General features: G+C 33.6%; 20 protein-coding genes. All 20 read left to right on the top strand.

Annotated features, from left to right (window positions below; all coding sequences use genetic code 11):
- Nucleotides 1-146 precede the first annotated feature (146 nt).
- The 20 genes from M0D21_RS17325 (at nt 147) to pseI (ending at nt 21,521) form a co-directional block, all read left to right on the top strand.
- Nucleotides 147-1,016 (top strand): M23 family metallopeptidase, encoded by an 870-nt coding sequence (locus tag M0D21_RS17325; RefSeq protein ID WP_248331890.1) that lies wholly within the window; start codon nt 147-149, stop codon nt 1,014-1,016.
- A gap of 5 nt (nt 1,017-1,021) precedes the next feature.
- The gene (locus tag M0D21_RS17320; RefSeq protein WP_248331887.1) at nt 1,022-2,521 is read left to right on the top strand and encodes a GH3 auxin-responsive promoter family protein; all 1,500 of its coding nucleotides are present in this window, start codon (nt 1,022-1,024) and stop codon (nt 2,519-2,521) included.
- Between the two features lie 23 nt (nt 2,522-2,544).
- Complete coding sequence (locus M0D21_RS17315) at nt 2,545-4,239, top strand: DUF6909 family protein (RefSeq protein ID WP_248331885.1); 1,695 nt, start codon at nt 2,545-2,547, stop codon at nt 4,237-4,239.
- A 3-nt stretch (nt 4,240-4,242) separates the two neighbouring features.
- Nucleotides 4,243-5,211, top strand: coding sequence for a hypothetical protein (locus M0D21_RS17310; protein WP_248331883.1), 969 nt, complete (start codon nt 4,243-4,245; stop codon nt 5,209-5,211).
- Nucleotides 5,212-5,269: 58 nt separating this feature from the next.
- Entirely contained in the window at nt 5,270-6,244 is a 975-nt protein-coding gene (locus M0D21_RS17305; protein WP_248331881.1) for a type I phosphomannose isomerase catalytic subunit, read from the top strand.
- Between the two features lie 3 nt (nt 6,245-6,247).
- Nucleotides 6,248-7,261 carry a dTDP-glucose 4,6-dehydratase gene (gene rfbB, locus M0D21_RS17300; RefSeq protein WP_248331879.1) on the top strand — a complete coding sequence of 338 codons (1,014 nt, stop codon included), beginning with the start codon at nt 6,248-6,250 and terminating at the stop codon, nt 7,259-7,261.
- 146 nt (nt 7,262-7,407) lie between these two features.
- Nucleotides 7,408-8,265 carry a glucose-1-phosphate thymidylyltransferase RfbA gene (rfbA, locus tag M0D21_RS17295; protein ID WP_248331877.1) on the top strand — a complete coding sequence of 286 codons (858 nt, stop codon included), beginning with the start codon at nt 7,408-7,410 and terminating at the stop codon, nt 8,263-8,265.
- A gap of 50 nt (nt 8,266-8,315) precedes the next feature.
- Nucleotides 8,316-8,873 (top strand): dTDP-4-dehydrorhamnose 3,5-epimerase, encoded by a 558-nt coding sequence (gene rfbC / locus M0D21_RS17290; protein WP_248331875.1) that lies wholly within the window; start codon nt 8,316-8,318, stop codon nt 8,871-8,873.
- Nucleotides 8,857-9,732: a dTDP-4-dehydrorhamnose reductase gene (gene rfbD, locus M0D21_RS17285; RefSeq protein WP_248331873.1), complete on the top strand. Its 876-nt coding sequence runs from the start codon at nt 8,857-8,859 to the stop codon at nt 9,730-9,732. Before rfbC ends, rfbD begins: the two co-directional genes overlap by 17 nt.
- A gap of 36 nt (nt 9,733-9,768) precedes the next feature.
- Complete coding sequence (pseB, locus tag M0D21_RS17280) at nt 9,769-10,785, top strand: UDP-N-acetylglucosamine 4,6-dehydratase (inverting) (protein WP_248331871.1); 1,017 nt, start codon at nt 9,769-9,771, stop codon at nt 10,783-10,785.
- Nucleotides 10,785-11,927: a UDP-4-amino-4,6-dideoxy-N-acetyl-beta-L-altrosamine transaminase gene (pseC, locus tag M0D21_RS17275; protein ID WP_248331869.1), complete on the top strand. Its 1,143-nt coding sequence runs from the start codon at nt 10,785-10,787 to the stop codon at nt 11,925-11,927. The genes pseB and pseC overlap by 1 nt, the downstream gene beginning before the upstream one ends.
- Nucleotides 11,924-12,454, top strand: coding sequence for a GNAT family N-acetyltransferase (locus M0D21_RS17270; protein ID WP_248331867.1), 531 nt, complete (start codon nt 11,924-11,926; stop codon nt 12,452-12,454). The genes pseC and M0D21_RS17270 overlap by 4 nt, the downstream gene beginning before the upstream one ends.
- Nucleotides 12,444-13,319: an aldo/keto reductase gene (locus M0D21_RS17265; protein ID WP_248331865.1), complete on the top strand. Its 876-nt coding sequence runs from the start codon at nt 12,444-12,446 to the stop codon at nt 13,317-13,319. The genes M0D21_RS17270 and M0D21_RS17265 overlap by 11 nt, the downstream gene beginning before the upstream one ends.
- On the top strand, nt 13,320-14,075 hold the full coding sequence (locus tag M0D21_RS17260) for a cytidylyltransferase domain-containing protein (RefSeq protein WP_248331863.1): 756 nt from the start codon (nt 13,320-13,322) through the stop codon (nt 14,073-14,075).
- A gap of 15 nt (nt 14,076-14,090) precedes the next feature.
- The gene (locus M0D21_RS17255; RefSeq protein WP_248331861.1) at nt 14,091-15,377 is read left to right on the top strand and encodes an aminotransferase class III-fold pyridoxal phosphate-dependent enzyme; all 1,287 of its coding nucleotides are present in this window, start codon (nt 14,091-14,093) and stop codon (nt 15,375-15,377) included.
- A 114-nt stretch (nt 15,378-15,491) separates the two neighbouring features.
- Complete coding sequence (locus tag M0D21_RS17250) at nt 15,492-17,459, top strand: fibronectin type III domain-containing protein (protein ID WP_248331859.1); 1,968 nt, start codon at nt 15,492-15,494, stop codon at nt 17,457-17,459.
- Between the two features lie 129 nt (nt 17,460-17,588).
- A complete protein-coding gene (locus tag M0D21_RS17245; protein ID WP_248331857.1) occupies nt 17,589-18,536 on the top strand; it encodes a fibronectin type III domain-containing protein in 948 nt (315 codons plus the stop codon).
- Between the two features lie 72 nt (nt 18,537-18,608).
- A complete protein-coding gene (gene pseG / locus M0D21_RS17240; protein ID WP_248331855.1) occupies nt 18,609-19,622 on the top strand; it encodes a UDP-2,4-diacetamido-2,4,6-trideoxy-beta-L-altropyranose hydrolase in 1,014 nt (337 codons plus the stop codon).
- Nucleotides 19,616-20,497 (top strand): methionyl-tRNA formyltransferase, encoded by an 882-nt coding sequence (locus M0D21_RS17235; RefSeq protein WP_248331853.1) that lies wholly within the window; start codon nt 19,616-19,618, stop codon nt 20,495-20,497. Before pseG ends, M0D21_RS17235 begins: the two co-directional genes overlap by 7 nt.
- Nucleotides 20,481-21,521 (top strand): pseudaminic acid synthase, encoded by a 1,041-nt coding sequence (gene pseI, locus M0D21_RS17230; RefSeq protein WP_248331851.1) that lies wholly within the window; start codon nt 20,481-20,483, stop codon nt 21,519-21,521. The genes M0D21_RS17235 and pseI overlap by 17 nt, the downstream gene beginning before the upstream one ends.
- The last annotated feature ends 2 nt before the right edge of the window (nt 21,522-21,523 follow it).

Here is a 21,523-nt window from a genome sequence, read left to right as displayed (position 1 = left end):
ATCAAATTTAGATTACGATATGTCTTTAATTTTACTAGTAATCAAGACGTTATTTGTGTAAAATTTTAAGAGAGTATATAGACGATTTATATATCTCATACGTTGTGTTTTGATATTGGCAGATTGCGTATATTTGTTTTTCATTTATGGCTAAAAAGAAAAAAGAACAGAAGAGAATTACAAAAAAGCTACTGAACAAGTATCGCTTAGTTATCCTTAATGAAGATACTTTTGAGGAGCGTATATCTTTTAAGCTAAATCGGCTCAATGTTTTTGTATTAGTAACCATTACATCTATAGTATTGGTAGCAGGAACAACATTTTTGATAGCTTTTACACCACTCCGGGAGTATATACCTGGCTATTCTTCTACATCGTTAAATTTAAAAGCTACACAATTGGTAGCCACTGCAGATTCATTAGAATCGAGAATACATATTAATCAACAATACTATAAGTCGATTAAAAAAGTACTTACCGGAGATGTAAAAACGGTTGAGTTTGACATTGATTCTGCTGTACAATCACAAAAAATAGATCCCGCTGAGATAGACCTAAGTCCATCAGATAGAGACATAAAACTGCGAGAAGAAGTTTCTAAAGAAGATAAATACAGTCTTTTTGAGAGTGAAAAAGCAAGTCTTGATTTTTCCTTATTTGCTCCCGTAAAAGGAAATATTACATCAAAATATGATGTAACCGAAAAGCATTATGGTGTAGACATTGCTGTTCCCAAAGACACACCAATACAAGCTGCTGCTTCTGGAATTGTAATTTTCTCAGAATGGACGGCCGAAACAGGGTATGTAATCATCCTAAAGCATGGAAATGGCCTTATTACAGTGTATAAACACAATGCTTCATTAACCAAACAACAGGGAGAACAGGTAAAAGCCGGAGAAGTTATTGCCGCAGCAGGTTCAACAGGAGAACTCTCTACGGGGCCTCACCTACATTTTGAGTTATGGAGAGATGGGTATCCCACCGATCCGACAAACTTTATTGATTTTGAATAAAAACTATGTCTTTAAAAGCACTAGGAGCTAAAATTTTTGCAAAACGCATTCGCAAAAAGATAGATAAATGGGCTTCAAACCCCGTAAAAACGCAAGAAAAGGTTTTTAAAAACCTTATAAAAACTGCTGAAAACACTGCGTTTGGTAGAGATCACAATTTTGAACAAATTCAAAGCTTTTCAGATTTTGCAAAGAATGTTCCTATACGTGATTATGAAGGGTTAAAGAGCTATGTAGATATGGTGGTAGATGGGGAAAGCAATATTCTATGGCCAGGAAAGCCTTTGTATTTTGCAAAAACCTCAGGAACTACAAGTGGTGCAAAATACATTCCTTTAACGGCAGCTTCGATGCCGACACATATTGCGGCCGCAAGAAATGCAATTCTCTGTTATATTGAAGAAACAGGTAACGCAAAATTTGTTGATGGTAAAATGATATTTCTTCAGGGAAGCCCAATATTGGATGAGAAAAACGGAGTGAAACTTGGCCGTTTATCAGGAATTGTAGCTCATTACGTGCCTAAATATTTACAGAAAAACAGAATGCCTAGTTGGGAGACAAATTGTATTGAAGATTGGGAACAAAAAGTAGACGCTATTGTTGAAGAAACTGTGAACGAGAATATGGCTATAATTAGTGGTATTCCGCCATGGGTACAGATGTATTTTGAAAGACTTCAAAACAAAACCGGAAAAAACATTGGGGATCTTTTTAAAGAATTTGAACTATTCATTTATGGTGGAGTAAACTACGAACCATATAAAAATACCTTCGAAAAACTGATAGGTAGAAAAGTCGCAACTATAGAACTTTACCCAGCTTCTGAAGGCTTTTTTGCGTTTCAGGACAAACAAAATGAAAAAGGAATGTTGTTGCAGTTGGATTCTGGAATGTTCTACGAATTTGTAAAAGCCGATGAGTTTTTTGATGAAACCCCAAAAAGATTAACTATTGGTGAAGTAGAAACGGGGGTAAACTATGTCATGTTGATTTCGACCAATGCGGGCCTATGGGGTTATAATATTGGAGATACTGTAATGTTCACCAGCACCGCTCCATATAGGGTAATTGTTTCTGGAAGAATAAAACATTTTATTTCGGCGTTTGGAGAACATGTAATCGGGAAAGAAGTAGAGCAAGCCCTAAAAGAAGGAGCAGAAGTAGAGGGAGGAATGATCAATGATTTTACAGTGGCACCTCAGGTAAATCCTGGAAATGAAGAACTACCTTATCATGAGTGGTTTATAGAATTTAAAGAGCAACCTAAAGATATAGATGCACTGGCATTGGCCATAGACAATTCATTGCGTAAACAGAATACGTATTATGATGATTTAATCGAAGGTAAAATATTAAGACCACTAAAGATTACCCCGGTTCCAAATGATGGTTTTAGGAATTACATGAAATCAATAGGTAAACTTGGCGGGCAAAATAAACTACCCAGACTTTCAAATGATAGAAATATTGCAGAAGCCCTTTCTGTTATGATTGACAAATAGACTATATTTGCTCCGAAAAACGTATGGCAAATCTAATTTTACAAGGAAGAACAAGAGCACAAGAAAGCTCAAGTGCTATAGAACGCATGTACATTACCATGCGCCACCTTTTTAATCGAGGTTTTTACAAGCCTATGGGTGTTTCGGGCGAAACACTTAGAGAAGCATTACTCACTTTACGTCCTGAAATTTATGGGTCTGTTGCCGAAGAGAAGGTAGAGCTAAACGGATTACTATATGTAATCGATCGTCTGCCTTTTGGAATTGAAGAGTGCAGATATATTAACCTTACTAGTGACGAAGGGTATAAAAATTCTCACTTTAAAGCGATAGTTCCTCCCAAAAGGCGCAGAAATTGCTATAGAATTGATGAGGAGCAAATGAATATCGAGATTACCAGAGGTCGATCTGAAATTTATGATATTCTTACTCACCTAACCTTTTTATTCATTGAGTCACATAAGATCATGAATAGAGTGGTGATAAATGAAGAAGGAAATGTAACGCGAGATTGGCAAAAGTTAGAAAATGCGGTGTTGTCTAAAAAAGATCTTACCAAAGCAGAACGAGAAGTTGCTTTAACACATACAGCGAATATTTTAGGCAGAACTTTCGAAGAAGCAAACTCGATTTATGGGAGTTTTTCTTGCCCAGAAAATAAAGAAAGGTTTTTACATATCATTTATTGGTTAGGAAAACTAGCAATAGAAGAGTCAATTGAAGATAATAAGAGAATCGTAACTTTTAGTCCTGTACTTAGAGAGCGACTAGGACATCATATTCATGGTGAAATATGGGCAGAAGCTATTAAAAAGAAATTAGAAGAACTCGATCTTCTGGAACGACCTATGCATATTATAAGTGCAAATATGCATAGTGTAATGAATGCTTTGTATGCTCCCGTAGCTCTTAAAACGGAGCTTAAAAATAAAAGTACTTTAGATATTTATGAGCTATTAAGCAGTGATAAAAGTGATCGATTAAGAGCTAAGGTCGAAAAAATGGCCCTACAAAAGGGTATGACCTATATCGATGACCAAAGTGGTGCTAACATCAATGTTCAGGTTTTTGACACTTCTAAATATACGGGAGGTGAATATGAGAATCTATTCTCTGATATTGAGGATCAAGATAAACCAGTTATCGTGGTTATGGATTATGCCTTCGGAGAACAGGCATACGAAACTATGGATGAGCTGCTGAAACCCTATATTACTGCTGAGGACAAAAAAATTCATATGAATGTGAAGTCGGTCTCAATTATGGGAAAAGCAGGAATTCTTGAAGGAGGAAAAGGAGATATTATGATTCCAACCGCTCATGTTTTTGAAGGTACCGCAGACAATTACCCTTTTAGAAATCAATTAAAAAAGAAAGATCTGGAAGGACATGGGATCGAAGTATACGATGGAGCTATGATTACCGTATTAGGAACTTCTCTGCAAAACCGAGATATTTTAAAGTTTTTTCATGATTCTACCTGGAACGTAATAGGTCTTGAAATGGAAGGTGCACATTACCAAAAAGCAATACAATCTGCCTCGAGATTAAGAGGAAGTATTAGTCCGAAGGTAAAGGTAAGATATGCTTACTATGCTTCGGATAATCCTTTAGAAACAGGAAGCACTTTGGCATCTGGAGGTTTGGGTACTACCGGGGTAAAACCTACTTACTTGATTACAGAAAAAATAATAGAACAAATACTAAAAGAAAGGTAAAATATGAGTGAGCAAAATCAAAATGAAGAAATTGATTTGATGCAACTTTTTGTAATGGTCAAAGAATTTTTCAAGAAATTTCTTAGGCTGGTTGTCGAAGTAGTTTTATTTTTTAAGAAAAAGATAGTACTTTTTCTTATCCTTGGTGTTCTTGGAGCTGGTTTTGGATTTTTTATGGACCAGTATCAAGGTAAAAAAGATGCTTTTGTTCAGGAAATTATCTTAGAGCCTAAGTATGATTCGGTTGAATATATTTATGGGTTTATAGAAGATTTGGAAGACGATTTTAAAGATGAAGTTTATATTAAAAAGCTTGGTTTAGAAATTGAACTAGTAGATAAGGTTAAAAGTATTTCTCTTGAGCCTATTATTAAACCTAGTGAAGTTTTAGAAGAACTTCAGGATAAAGAAGGCTTCACAGAGACCTATGACGACAAGTTATTACAGGAGAAAAAATATAGAGGTTTTTATTCTCAGCATAAACTTACAATAAGTTTTATGGATAAAAATGAGAAAAATATAAGTATAACCAACACTATATTGGATCACTTGAGATCTAATGAACATTTTGTTAAGGTGGTTAAACTAGAAGTAGCACAAATAAAAAACAATCTGGAGCAAAACAAGAAATCATTAAAATTTGTAAATGATTATCTCACAAATTTAAGCGAGAACCCTTCCTCTCAAGATCAAGGTAGTTTTGTTTTTGCCTCAGAGTCAGAAACCCCTACTATTGCTTCTTTGTTTAAAAGAAAACAAGCATTAATGGATGAAATTACTGAGCAAGAAAAAGAACTTGAGTTTGGAAAACAAATATATGAAGTAGTAGAAAATACAGGAATCATAGCGAAAAGAAAAGCGTTAACTGGTAGATTAATATTCAGTTTTCCTTTGATTCTAATTGGATTAATTTCTCTGCTTTATTTCTTTAGATATTTATCAAAATCTGTAGTTCGTTTTATTAATGAATAACCGTCAAAGTGTAATAACCCCTAAAAAAACAGTTTAGTAACTATGTAAAATAAAGATCATGTTATACCCGTTAAAATTTCACCCAATTATAAAGGAAAAAATATGGGGAGGAGATAAGTTAAAAACAATTCTCAATAAACCAGCTTTGGGAACAAAAGTAGGAGAGAGTTGGGAAATTTCTTCTGTACAAAATGAAATATCAATAGTTTCAAATGGGACTTTAAAGGGTGAAAAAATAACAGATCTTATAATGTTGTATAGGCAAGATTTAGTGGGGAGCAAAGTCTATGAATCATTTGGAAATAAATTTCCACTACTTATTAAATTTATAGATGCTCAAGATGATCTTTCTATTCAATTGCATCCAGGTGATATATTGGCAAAAGATAGACATAATTCTTTTGGGAAAACTGAAATGTGGTATGTGGTTCAAGCAGATGAGGGTGCGAAATTAATAGTAGATTTTAACAAAGAAACAAATAGAGAAGAATATCAAACGTATTTAGAAAATAATAGGTTAGTTGATTTACTGAATTTTGAAACTATTTCTAAAGGAGATAGTTATATGATTAAAGCAGGAACAATACATGCGATCGGTAAAGGAGCTTTAATTGCTGAAATTCAACAAACTTCAGATGTTACGTATAGAGTTTATGATTGGGATAGAACTGATGATCAAGGTAACAGAAGAGAGTTACATACAGAACTTGCTATCGACGCGTTGAATTTTGAAGCTAGTAAGGGTTATAAACTATCGTATAAAAACAGTAGTAATGAAATAAATGAAGTAGCATCTATTCCTTATTTTACGACTAATTTTATAGATGTTGTTTCCGGTTTTGAAAGGAGTTATGAAGAGATTAATTCTTTTAAAATTTTAATGTGCGTCGAAGGTAGTGGAAAATTAAAGTTTGATGGAGGAACAGAAACGATATCATTTGGAGAAACAGTTTTAATTCCGTCAGTTATAGAAGACCTTATTTTCGAAGATGATGCAGGAGGAATGAAATTATTAGAAGTTTATATTAAATAGTTTATGAAAAACATTTTGGTCACAGGTGGCGCAGGTTTTATTGGATCGAATTTTATACCTTATTTTTTGGATAAAAACGATGGAGTACATCTTGTAAACATTGACAAGTTAACCTATGCCGGAGATCTCAATAATTTACAAGAAGTATCTGAACATAAAAATTACACCTTCGTAGAAGGTGATATCTGTGATCGCTCCTTAATACAATCATTATTTGACAGATATAATTTTAGTGGTGTTATTCATTTCGCTGCAGAATCTCACGTCGATAATTCTATTTCATCACCAGACGAATTTATAAAAACAAATGTATTTGGAACTTTTACGCTTTTAGATGTAGCTAGAAATTACTGGATGCAAGCTCCACATCAATATAAAGAACAATATAAAGAATGCAGATTTCATCATATTTCTACAGATGAGGTATATGGAACTTTGGGAGAGACAGGATTGTTTACAGAAAAAACACCTTATGCTCCAAATAGCCCATATAGTGCCTCAAAAGCATCCTCAGATTTTGTGGTTAGGAGTTATCATCATACCTACGGCATGAATGTGGTTACTACGAATTGTTCCAACAATTATGGGCCCAAACAACATGATGAAAAATTGATTCCTACAATAATTCGAAAAGCCATTTCAGGAGAAAATATTCCTATCTATGGTGATGGGAAAAATGTTAGAGACTGGCTATATGTTTTGGATCATTGTAAAGGAATAGAATTGGTATATAAAGTTGGTGTTTCTGGCGAAACGTATAACATTGGAGGTAGAAATGAACGTAACAACAATTATATAGCCAAAACTATTTGTGAACTGCTAGATAAAATGCATCCCAAAGGCAATAATGAATCTTACAAAGAGCAAATTACCTATGTGAAAGATAGACCTGGACATGATATGCGCTATGCCATTGACGCTTCAAAAATCGAAAAGGAATTAGTTTGGAGTGCAGATGAGAATTTTGAGTCTGGAATTGTGAAAACTATAGAATGGTACTTAAGAAAATACGTTTAAATCTATATGAATATATATGCAGTGAAAGTATGATTAGACTTTCAAAAAAATAGTAACAAATGAAACGAACCATCATAGAGTTTTTATATACATCGAATATATTTTTAACGAGTTCTATATAACTTCTAAAATAATACTATAGAGACATGAAAGGAATAATTTTAGCAGGAGGATCTGGAACACGATTACACCCTTTAACGTTAGCCGTAAGTAAGCAGCTCATGCCGGTGTATGATAAACCTATGATTTATTATCCGCTTTCTACATTAATGTCTGCAGGTATAAAAGAAATTCTGATAATTTCTACTCCTCAAGATTTGCCTTTGTTTCAAAAACTTTTAGGAGATGGTGTAAAATATGGCTGTAGGTTTGAATATGCAGTTCAGGATCAACCCAATGGGCTAGCAGAAGCCTTTATTATTGGAGAGCAATTTATTGGTAAAGATAAGGTGGCTTTAATTTTAGGAGATAACATTTTCTACGGTTCAGGTTTAGAAAACCTTCTTGAAAGCAATAATGATCCCGATGGAGGGATTATCTATGCCTATCATGTACAAGATCCCGAAAGGTATGGGGTTGTCGATTTTGACAACTCTGGTAAAGCAATCTCGATTGAAGAAAAACCCAAACAACCAAAATCAAATTATGCGGTTCCTGGTATTTATTTCTATGATAATGAAGTGGTAGAAATAGCAAAAAACATTGCTCCAAGTGAAAGAGGGGAGTTAGAAATTACCGATGTAAATAATGCCTATTTACAACAAGGAAAACTTAAAGTAAGTATTTTAGACAAAGGTACTGCTTGGCTAGATACAGGAACATTTAATTCGTTAATGCAGGCGTCTCAATTTGTTCAGGTAATCGAAGAGCGACAAGGCCTTAAAATAGGAGCTATTGAGGAGATAGCCTATAAAAAAGGGTTCATAAATAAGGACCAATTAAATGAACTGGCTAAACCACTCCTTAAAAGCGGATATGGGCAGTATTTATTGCAACTGGATTAAACAATAAAAACGAGTATTAAGAATTTTAAATAATTGCAAAATTTAAACCTGTGAAAATAGAAGAGACGCCCTTAGACGGTTGTTTTATGCTAAGACCAAGAATATTTGAAGATGAACGCGGTTCTTTTTTTGAGAGTTACAACAAACAGTCTTTTGATCAATTAACAGGATTGCAAGTAGAATTCGTGCAAGATAATCAGTCTGTTTCTAAAAAGGGAGTACTTAGAGGACTACATTTTCAAACTGGAGAATACAGTCAGGCAAAATTGGTACGAGTAATTAAAGGCGAAGTTCTAGATGTAGCTGTAGATTTAAGACCCAATTCTAAGACCTATAAACAACATTTTTCTATCATTTTAAATGATGAAAACAACGTTCAGTTTTTTATACCTCGCGGATTTGCACATGGTTTTATTACTCTAAGCGATCTTGCAGTTTTTGCTTATAAGTGTGATAACTACTATAATAAAGAATCTGAGCTTGGGATTATTTACAATGATCCTGATCTTGCAATCGACTGGAGTGCTAATGATATAGAAATTTTGCTATCTGAAAAAGATAAGGAGTTGCCACTTCTAAAAGATTTGGAAAATGCAGGGAAATTATAGTAAAAGAAAGGTTCTGATAACAGGGGCCAAAGGTCAGCTTGGCCAATGTTTTAAGAAAATTGAAAGTAATTATCCCGATTTGGAAATGCATTTTGCAAGTTATTCAGATTTAGATATTACGGTAAAAGAGGAAGTAAAGCATCTATTTTCTAAGGAAAATTATGAGTATGTAATTAATTGTGCTGCTTATACCAATGTAGAGCAAGCAGAAAAAGAGCCTCAAAAAGCATTTGAGATCAATGCAGAAGGAGTTAAGAATATAGCTGAAGCATGTTTAGATCATGATGCGATTCTGGTGCATATTTCTACAGATTATGTTTTTGACGGTAAAAAAAACACTCCATACACCGAAGAAGATAGCCCCAACCCGTTAAATGAATATGGTAAATCTAAGCTGGCTGGGGAACAACATATTCAGAAAATACTTGAAAACTATTTCATAATAAGAACTTCTTGGTTATATTCTGAATTTGGACATAACTTTCTAAAGACAATTTTAAGGAAATCGGAAACCGTCAAGGAACTTACAATTACAACATCTGAGACAGGTACTCCCACTAATGCTAACGATCTTGCCATGTTTATTACCGAATTGATTCTTAAAGGAGAATCTAGATATGGAATTTACAACTACAGTAATATTGGTGAGGCAACATGGTTTGACTTTGCCGAAGAAGTTTTGAGAATTTCTGGTAAACTTGAGCAGATAAAGCTTGAAAAAACAGATAATTACCCTACTTTTGCAGTCAGGCCAAAATATAGTGTTTTAGATAAAAAAAAGCTCACTATAGCGTTACAAGTTAACATCTTAGATTGGAAAACTTCGATCAATAGATTAAACCAGAACCTTGGCTTGTAAATAAGAAAATACTATCATTAAATAAAATTGACGAATATGTTAGATTTAAACGGAAAATCAATCCTAATAACAGGTGGAACAGGTAGTTTTGGAAAAAAGTTCACTGAATTAATTCTGAAACGTTACCCAAAAGTTAAAAGGTTAGTTATATTTTCCAGAGATGAACAGAAGCATTTTCAAATGGCGATGAACTATCCAGATTCAAAATATCCAGCCATGCGTTATTTTGTGGGAGATGTTCGAGATCAAGAAAGATTAAAAAGAGCATTTGAAGGTATAGATATTGTAATTCACGCAGCTGCGATGAAACACGTTCATATTGCAGAGTATAATCCTATGGAGTGTGTTAAGACCAATATTTTAGGAGCAGAAAATGTAATAGAAGCTGCACTTGAATCAAATGTAAAAAGTGTAGTAGCACTTTCTACAGATAAAGCAGCTGCACCAATTAATCTTTATGGGGCAACCAAATTAGCTTCAGACAAATTGTTTGTAGCCGCAAATAATATAAAAGGAAAAAGAGATATTAAATTTTCGGTAGTACGTTATGGAAATGTAATGGGCTCAAATGGATCTGTAATGCCCTTTTTCTTGAAAAAGAAGAAAGAAGGAGTACTGCCAATCACAGATGAGAGAATGACAAGGTTTAATATCAGTTTGGAAGATGGTTGTGAAATGGTATTTAATGCTATTGAGAAAGCATGGGGAGGAGAGATTTTTGTTCCTAAAATTCCTTCTTATAAAATAACCGATGTTGCAAATGCCATTGCTCCAGAAGCGAAACATGAAGTGGTGGGAATACGTCCTGGAGAAAAACTTCATGAAGAAATGATAACAATGTCTGATTCATTTAATACTTGGGACTTAGGAAAATATTATGCGATACTTCCTCAAAAAACCATATTTAATTTGGAGGAATATATCAAACATTTTGAAGCCACAAAAGTACCCGAAGGGTTTTATTATAATTCTGGAGAAAATACAGATTGGGAAACAGTTGAGAGTTTAAGAGACCTTGTAAAGGAACATGTAGATCCAAATTTTAACGTATAATGAAAATAATTCCATATGGTAGACAATCTATCGAGAAAGAAGATATAAATGCCGTAATAGAAACGCTTCAGGCAGATTTTTTAACCCAAGGACCAAAGGTTGGAGAATTCGAAAAGAAATTTGCGGAATATGTTGGTTCCAAATATGCTGTAGCTGTAAGTAATGCCACGGCAGGATTGCATATTTCTGTATTGGCGTTAGGATTACAATCGGGAGATCGTGTAATTACAACTCCTATAACATTTGCCGCATCTGCAAACTGTGTTCGTTATGGTGGAGGAGAGGTGTGGTTTGCAGATATAAATCCAGATACTTATTTACTCTCTTTAGAACATACCAGAAAGCTAATAGAAAGCAAACCTAAAGGCTTTTTCAAAGGAATAATACCAGTTGATTTTGCAGGTTTACCAGTAAACTTAGAGGAGTTTAGAGCATTAGCAGATGAGCATGATTTATGGATTATAGAAGATGCTTGTCACGCCCCAGGAGGGTACTTCACAGATTCTCAAAATGAAAAACAAATGTGTGGTAACGCGGTATATGCCAACATAGGTATTTTTTCATTTCACCCGGTAAAACATATTGCTTGTGGAGAAGGTGGTATGGTAACAACCAATGATGAAGACCTTTATCAAAAGCTACTTTCTTTAAGAACACATGGTATATCCAAAAACAATATGTCTGAAAATCATGGTGGGTGGTATTATGAAATGCAAGAGTTAGGATTTAATTATAGATTAACAGACATACAGTCGGCATTAGGAATTACGCAGTTGGCCAAAAACACCAATGGCGTAAAAAGAAGAAATGAAATTGCGCAAAAGTATAAGAAGGCATTTGAGGGGAGGGTGAAATTCCAATCGCTACCTTCTAATTTTTATAATGCTCATCACCTATTTGTTATAGAGGTTGATGATAGAAAAGGATTATACGATTATTTGAGAGAACAAGGAGTATATGCGCAAATTCATTATATCCCGATACATACATTACCTTATTATAAAAAGATAGGATATCAAACAGCTGACTTATCCAGTGCTGAGCGATATTATAGCAGATGCATTAGCTTGCCTATGTACCCTACGTTGTCTTCTGATGAGCAACAATTCGTCATAGATAAAGTGATTAGTTTTTTAAAATGAAAGCAGTTAATCTAGAAACAGAAAGATTATCCTTAAGACGACTGTCTTTAGAAGAACATTTATCAGAAACATACGTAGCATGGTTAAATGATGTTGATGTTTATCAATATTTAGAAACAGGAGGTAATTATACGCTTGATCAGTTAGAAACTTACCTAAAAGAGCAAGAAGAAAAAGATATCCTTTTTTGGGGTATTCATATTAAAGACTCAGATAAACATATTGGTAATATAAAAATAGATCCTATAGATAGCGTTAAGAATTCTGGAGAATATGGGATAATGATGGGAGACAAGAATGAGTGGGGAAAAGGATATGCCAAAGAAGCTTCGATATGTGTAATTAACTATTGTTTTGAAGCCATAAAACTTTCTCAAATAACTCTTGGGGTGATTGAAAAGAATATTGGAGCCTTAAAACTTTATGAGAATATGGGGTTTGAGATTGAAGGCATCATAGAAAACAAGGGAGTTTATGCAGGAGAATTATGTAATTCAATAAGGATGATTAAGAAAAATGACGAATAAACTTATTTTAGGAACTGTTCAACTAGGGTTAGCCTATGGGATTAATAATCAATTAGGAAAACCAACCCTAGACAAGGCTTTTCAAATATTACATACCGCATACGATAATGGAATTAGGACATTGGATACTGCAGAAGCCTATGGAGATTCTCAAGAAGTAATAGGGGCATTTCAAAAGAAATATCCACATAAAAAATTTAATATCATCACAAAGCTAAGTGTCAACCTTTCTTTAAAAAAGGATGAGCTAAGAAATCATATACTCTCAAATTGTGAGACCCTGCATACAGATAAACTTTTGGGGTACATGTTTCACAATCATCAAGGTTTTAAAAAAAACCTTGATCTTTATGATGAGGTCTTAAAGATTAGAAATGAAGGAATCATTGAAAAAGCTGGAATTTCACTCTATACTAATGATGAAATTGAAGATATCATAGACAATTATAGTGACTTTGATTTTATTCAGATTCCATTTAATTTGTTTGATAACCAGTCTAAACGAAAGGACGTACTTGAAAAAGCCAAAGCTAAAAATATCGAAATTCATACTCGTTCCGTATTTTTACAAGGTCTATTTTTTAAAAAAATAGAAGATATAAAAGGAAAATTAGAGACGTTGCGACCTTATATGGAAACACTTACAGGCATTAAGGAAAAACATAACCTTAATACGCAAACATTAACTCTTCAATATGTATTACAAAAAAAATACATAGATGCGGTTTTGATAGGTGTTGAAAGTGAGGACCAATTGTTAGGTAATTTGAGTATATGTAATGGAACCATCGATATACCGCATGATTTGATAGATCAGATATCTGTGAAAGAAGAAGAACTGTTAAATCCCTCAAACTGGAATTAAATGAAAGTTATAGTTGTTACTCAAGCGAGATCAGGATCAACAAGATTGCCAAATAAAGTCTTGAAAAAGATTAAAGGCAAAACACTTCTTCAGATTCATATTGATAGAATAAAGCAAGCCAAATCAATAGATATGATTTATATTGCTACAACCACCAATTCAAATGATGATCAAATTGAAAAACTTGCTAAAGAGTTAAATGTTAAGTATTACAGAGGAAGTGAAGATGATGTTTTGGACCGTTTTTATCAAACGGTAAAAAGCGATAAGCCTGATTATGTGGTAAGGTTAACATCAGATTGTCCTCTTATAGACCCTGTGTTAATAGATGAGGTTGTAACTCAGGCTAAAGAGAGAAAATTAGATTATTACGCCAATATTTTAGAAGAATTGTACCCTGATGGACAAGACATCGAGGTTTTCACTTTCTCGGCATTAGAGAAAGCATGGAATGAAGCTAAACTAAATTCTGAACGAGAACACGTTACACCGTTTATTCGCAATAATTCCACCTATAAAAACGGAACACTATTCCAATCTGATAACTATGCGCCCGATGAGAACTATAATCACGTTAGGTTAACTGTCGATGAACAAGTAGATTTTGAGGTTATAGAAAAAATTGTTGAAGATCTTGGTTTAGAAAAAGATTGGAAAACATATGCAGAATATTATTTAAACAACGAAGAAATTCAAGAACTCAACAGTAATATTACCAGAAACGAAGGATATATTAAATCTGTTGATGAAGATTAAAAAAATAGAATTCATATGAGTAAGTATAGTCAATCCGAAAAATACCTGGAAAGAGCATTAGAAACCGTTCCATTAGGCTCTCAAACATTTAGTAAGAGTATTACTCAACTACCGCATGGAGTTTCACCATATTTCGCCTCTCACGCAAAAGGATCAAAGTTTTGGGATGTAGATGGCAACGAATACATAGATTACGTAAATGGTTTGTTATCTATAACCATAGGGCATTGTGAAGAGCAAATTATCGAAGCCGTAACAGCACAACTTCAAAAAGGAACGATTTACTCTTTGGCACACGAGTTAGAGTTTCAGGTAGCAGAGAGAATATGCAAGATGGTGCCTTGTGCAGAAATGGTTAGATTTGGCAAAAATGGTTCTGACGCAACTTCTGGAGCGATTAGAATTGCCAGGGCATATACTGGTAGAGATCATATACTAGTATGTGGTTACCATGGTTGGCAAGATTGGTATATCGGTTCGACTACCCGAGATTTGGGAGTACCTCAAGCGACTCAGGACTTAACTCATAAGTTTATGTATAATGATATTGAGTCATTAGAAAATAAACTTAAAGAGTTAGAAGGTAAAGTTGCCGCTGTCATTATGGAGCCCGTAAATATTACGCCTCCCAAAGATAATTTCTTACAAAAAGTAAAAGAACTTACTCATAAGGCCGGAGCAGTTTTGGTGTTTGATGAGACCATTACCGGATTTAGATACGCAAATGGTGGTGCACAAGAGTTTTTTGGTGTCACTCCTGATCTGGCGACGTTTGGAAAAGGATTGGCAAATGGTTATGCTTTATCCGCAGTTGCAGGAAAAAAAGAGATAATGAAGTTTATGGAGGAAGTATTTTTCTCGTTTACTTTTGGAGGAGAAACTTTGTCTCTGGCAGCTGCAAATGTGGTTTTGGATCGTTTGGAAAAAGAACCAATTCTTAAAACTATAGAAGATCATGGTGCATATTTAATAAATGAACTAAACAAAGTCATTACTAAATATGATTTGTCTGATGTCTTCGAGATACAAGGCTATCCTGTGTGGTCATTTTTTGTGATCAAACCTGTAGATTGGGCAACTCCAGAAGAGATCAAAACACTCTATTTACAAGAAATGTTTGCAAATGGAATATTTACCATAGGCACCCATAATTTGAGTTATGCCCATTCCCAGGAAGATATCGACAAACTAATTGAAGCTTACGCACTATTTTTCGATAAGTTTAAAACAGTTCAAGGTCATAAAAATATGGAAGAAGCGCTCAAAGCCCAACCTCTCGTTCCCTTGTTTAAGGTGAGATAGTTCTTTTTATACTTTTCATTTTGGCTCTGTTGCCTAAAATTTAACAGTCTTAAGAAGTAACAATTCGTCAGGATAGAACATAAAGTAATGTACCTTTACATAAACTATTTTACGATGAAAAAAACAATTCTGAAATTGTTATTAGCATTTCTTATACTCTTTGTAACCTCATGCGATAGTGATGATAAAATACCTAATTCAATTACTATTAAAATAGATCAGATTAAAGCATTTAACGCTTCTATCTCCTGGGAAACAAACATGGGTTCAAATACACTATACAGGATAGTTTTAAATAATGAAGTGAAAGCGGAAGCTTTGGCAGAAAATAATTTTACCTTTTCTGATTTAGAGGAAGAAACTCAATATGAAGGCGCAGTCTATGCAACTAGTCCAGATGGACAAAGCACTTTCGATACTTTTTCTTTTACTACTACCAAAAATACTGTTGGGGGCTACGAGAGAATTACAGATCAGTTCGGAGTAGACAATTTTCCTTATACTGCAATTGCAAAACTTACAATAGAAGGAGAGGATATTGTAAATCTATCAAACTTGGCATCATTAAATTTTGTTCGTGAGGAGATTGTAGTCCAAAATACCTCTTTAGAAACCTTGGATGGACTTGAGAACATATTGAGTAATCAAAACACAGTTATCCGCATTGAAAACAATCCAAAGCTAAAGGATATTTCTGCTATTCGAAAGTATTTTGGACTAGCGACTAGAGTAGAACTTTTGAATAATCCTATTTTAGAAAATCTTGAAGGATTAGAACCCCAAAAAGAAATTAAAGCTCTAAAATTAACCAATTTAGGGATTAAAAACCTTTCGAATTTTTCTGGTGTTACAAAGATTGATGAATTGTATTTAGAAAAGTTAGATAATATTACCGATACTCATCTATCAGTTTTTTCTCAACTTACTTCGACAAATAGCCTATCATTGAGACGCATGAATCAACTTGTTGAATTGAAAGGGTTTGATAATCTTAAAAGTACTGGGAATCTTCAAATTATTGGAAATTCAGAATTAATTTCACTAGAAGGAATTTCAAATTTAAATAACAGTGAGAATGAATTCAATATTTCCAGAGTAACTATTACTGACAACGAGAAGCTGTTAGATTTTTGTGGCATCCGTGAGTATATGAATAATGTGGTTATAGATGTTATTCCAGAAATTAATTATAGGGGTTACGTGGTAGAAAATAATTTATATAATCCGACTGAAGAAGACATCAAAGGGGTAAAATGTAAATTCAATACCCCACCAGGTTCCCCTGTTAATTTAAGGTATGACCTGGATTTTACAAATATTAGGCTGGAATGGGAAAAACCTAATGGTGTAGAAGGAGATAATATTAGTTATAAATTATACATAGGAAAATGGGTATTAACATATACTACAAATGACATATTTACTGACTTATATATAGATTTTAATACACCTTTGACCGAGATAAGCGATAATTTTTATTCTTTAGAAAACCTTGATCCATTGTCATATTATAGAATTGCCGTTACTACGGTAGATAATTTTGGTAATGAGTCAGAACCCATGACGATAGGTTTTTCAACTGTTCCATCGGGAACGTATAATGGAGATATCGTTTTGACTGATCAAGTTTTTGTTGATTTATTTAAAGAACATGAATTAGAAATTTTAAATGGGAATCTTATAATAGGTGGAGTTGGGCCCTCTGGAACTTTAGGATTTGAAGTAGAGAGTATTACAGATTTAACACCTTTGAATGGCATAAGAGAAATAAATGGAAGTTTGATTTTCGGAAGCGAGGTTATGGGTTCAGATAATTATAATTTAAATTTTGATGAACTTGGGGAAGGGTTTAAAAACTTATTGAAAATACAAGAGAATTTGCGGATTGATAATACTAATTTAACTTCTTTAAACGGTTTTGATACTTTAACTCATATAGGCGAGACAATATCAATAAAAGACACCCCAATACTTGATTATTGTGCACTTTCAGACTTTTTCCTTACTAATACTTTTGAAATATCAGGAAATTCATATAATCCAACACTAACAGACTTTCAAGATGGAAATTGCAGCAATTAGTACCTATTTAAACTAAAAAGTCATCTGAATATACATTTTGTAAATTGTTCCTGTGAGTTATAACATCTCTAAAAGAAGTATTTTTAAAAATAAGAACTTACCACAAGATTAATTAACTGTACCTATAAAATGAAAAAAATAATCCAAAAGTTTCCTATTGCAATTTTTATGATTTTACTAGTATCATGTGAAGAAGATGAGGTGATAAATTCACCGCCAAGTACACCTGCTAATATAATTGTTTCTATAGAAAACAATATGAATGTGAAAATAGAATGGGATAGTTCGTCTGATATAAACAATGACAATATTCTATACAGAGTTTTCATAGCTCCTTGTTTTTATGATACTCTTTCGATTAGCGATGTAATATGGTATTGCAAAGCAAATGAAGAACTTATTATACCTACAAATGATGTTATAATAAAAGAAACTAATGATAATACTATAACTGTTACCGACCTAGAGGTTTTTAATAGGTACAGTGTATCAGTCATGGCCATAGATAATTTTGATAATGAGTCGGATATATCAAAAGCAAGAATTTTTAATACGGTAGGTTCTGGAACAGTGGTTGGAGACATTAAAATAAGAGATCAAATTCATATATCCTTGTTTGAAAATCATCAAATAGATATTCTAGAAGGAAATCTAATGATCCTTGGTAATCATCCTGTACATCCTAATCCCGATGGAAGAAAAGAGAGTATTACGGATATGTCAGTATTGAGAGGGATTAAAGAAATAAAAGGTGATTTAATAATTGGAGAATATTTGGATTTGGACTTTGGCTATCTGTACCCTTATGATAATTTTGATTTTGGTAATCAAGATGAATTAGGTTTTGAGGATATAGAGAAAATTGATGGGAATTTAGAAATTTATGCTAGTAATGGAGATCCTTTAAAGGCTTTGAAAAATTTGAAGGAAGTTGGAGGACAAATAATCATAAAACAAACCTCCTATACCGATTATTGTTCTTTATCAGATCTCATTACAGAAAATAATTTTGAAATATCTGAAAATTTATACAATCCTACCTTTGCTGATTTCCAAGCCGGAGATTGTAGCAATTAACACCTATTTAAACCAAAAATTGTCTAGATAGATACATTTTATGCGTAGGTTTGACAAAAAATTAGCAATCCCTTGAAGAAAAAAATAATTTTTAGAGCCGACGGTAACAAAACCACAGGTTTAGGGCATTTATATCGGTTATTTGGAGTGGTAGAAATGCTAAAAGAGCATTATGAATTTGTATACCTTACACGATCTTCGAGTACAACAAGCGTTATACCAAAAGATTATACCACGGTGCTTTTAGGAAGCGATATCACATCAGAAAAAGAACCACATTGGATAGCAAATCGATATGAGCCTAAAAATCATATCATTATAGCAGATGGATATCACTTCACATCTTTATATCAAAAGGAGATAAAAGAGCTGGGATTCCAATTGATCTACATAGATGATCTTGCCAAAGAACATATGTATGCAGATATTGTAATTAACCATTCTCCCTATTTAAAAGTTTCAGATTTTACACATGAGTCTAATACAGAGTTTGCTTTAGGTACAAAATTCGCATTGCTTAGACCGTCGTTTTTGGAGGCTGCAAAGAAAACTCGGGAGATAAAAAGTATCAATAAAGCTTTTGTATGTTTTGGTGGAGCAGATATGCTTAATCTTTCTTTAAAAGCAACACAAGCATTACTACAAATAGATCAAATAGAAGAAATTCATGTGGTTTTAGGAGCGGCTTACCAAGACCAGGAAATTTATGCTCTGGAGAAACAAGCCTCTTCCAGACTTCATACCCATAGTAATTTGTCTGAAAATGAACTGGCGGATTTGATGACTTCTTGTAATTTTGCTATTGCTCCCACAAGCACAATTTTATATGAATTATGCTGTGTGAAAATGCCAATTCTTGGGGGGTATTTTGTAGACAATCAAGAGCTTATTTACAAAGGCTTTTTGGAGAAACATGCAATTTTTGGAGGTGGAGATTATACACAATATACCGTAGATAGTTTTAAAAATGCTATTCTAGGTATTTTGGAAGTAAAAAGTTATGAGAACTGCTTACATTCGCAACAAGAATTATTCGATGCAGATATTAAACAAAGATTTCTTAATTTGATTGAACACTTATGTTAACTCTAGGAGTATTATGTAGCGGAGGATTGGGGTATAAAACCATTTCTCAAATAATAAACAATTACGAAGTAAGATTTGTATTAACAGATAAAGGATCTACTGCAATTATAGATTTTTGTAAGGATAATAAGATCCCCTGTTTTGCAGGTAACCCAAGAAAAGGAAAAGGATTCAGTTTTATCAAAGATATCGATGTTGATGTGATTGCTTCTATCAATTATTTGTTTTTGATTGAAGAAGATATTATTACTCACCCTAAAAAACTGGCATTCAATATACATGGTTCTTTATTGCCTAAATACCGAGGAAGAACCCCTCATGTTTGGGCAATTATAAATAATGAAAAAGAAACAGGAATTACCGCTCACAAAATTGAAATAGGTTGTGATACCGGAGCTATTATTGAACAAATTATAATACCTATAGGAGATAATGATACTGGTGCAGATATTTTGGTGAAATATGCAGAGCAATACATTCCTTTGGTCGAAGGAGTGCTTCAAAAAGTAGATAAAAAAGACCTTGAGACTACTATTCAAGATGAGAGTAAAGCTACTTATTTTGGAAAACGTACTCCCAATGACGGTGAGATTAATTGGAACTGGAGCAAAGAGCGAATACGTAATTGGGTAAGAGCACAAGCAGATCCTTATCCTGGAGCATTTACGTTTTACGACAATAAAAAAGTTATAATAGATAAGGTCAACTATTCAGATTATGGTTTTAATAGCTCTGTTGATAACGGAGTAATCTTGCAGGTTTCTCCCCAACTAACCATAAAAACTCCTAACGGAGCTTTGTCATTAGAAAATATAAGAGGAGAAAAGTGTACTTTTGTGGTTGGAAAAAAACTAGATAATGAAAATAGGAAGTAAATTAATCGGAGGCACTAATCCATGCTTTATTATAGCAGAATTATCTGCAAATCATAATGGAGACTTAGATGTAGCCATCGAAACCATAAGAGCAGCAAAAAGAACTGGAGCCGATGCCATAAAATTACAAACCTATACTCCAGATACACTTACAATAGATTGCGATAATGAGCATTTTCAGATAGAAGGAGGAACCTTATGGGATGGAAAAACGCTGTATGAATTGTATGGAGAAGCTTATACTCCTTGGGAGTGGCATCAAAAGCTTTTTGAGGTTGCCGAAGAAGAAGGATTAATTTGTTTTTCTTCACCTTTTGATCATACTGCTGTAGATTTCTTGGAAGAATTAAATGTACCGGCCTATAAAATAGCCTCATTTGAAATTCAAGATATACCGCTAATCGAGTATGCGGCTTCCAAAGGAAAACCCATTATCATCTCTACAGGAATAGCAGAAGAACAAGACATTCAACTAGCTGTAGAAACTTGTAGAAAAGCAGGGAACAATGAAATCATATTGTTAAAATGTACTTCTTCATATCCTGCACCATTAGAACTGGCAAACCTTAATACTATACCAGACCTTAAGAGTAGATTTGATGTTGAGGTCGGTTTTAGTGATCATACCTATGGAGCTTTGGCACCAGCCGTCGCTACTACTTTAGGAGCAAAAGTAATAGAGAAGCATTTTATACTAGATAAATCTATCGGCGGTCCAGATGCAGATTTCTCCTTAGATGAGAAAGAATTTACAGAAATGGTTAATGCTGTGAGAGATACCGAAAAAATGCTTGGTAAGGCTTCTTACGAATTATCTGAAAAAGTAAAGAGAAATAAAAAGTTCGCAAGATCCCTATTTATAGTAGAAGATGTTAAAAAAGGAGACCAATTAACACCAGAAAACGTAAGATCAATAAGACCTGGATATGGCATGCACCCAAAACATTTAAAAGATATTTTAGGGAAAAAGTTTGTTCATGATTTGAATAAGGGAGAACCCTTAGACTGGAAACATTTCGAATAATT

Source organism: Aquimarina acroporae, from assembly GCF_023195925.1.
GTDB classification, from domain to species: Bacteria; Bacteroidota; Bacteroidia; order Flavobacteriales; family Flavobacteriaceae; genus Aquimarina; species Aquimarina acroporae.
The sequence above is the reverse complement of the archived record's forward strand: the minus strand, read 5'-3'. Positions and strand labels throughout refer to the sequence as shown.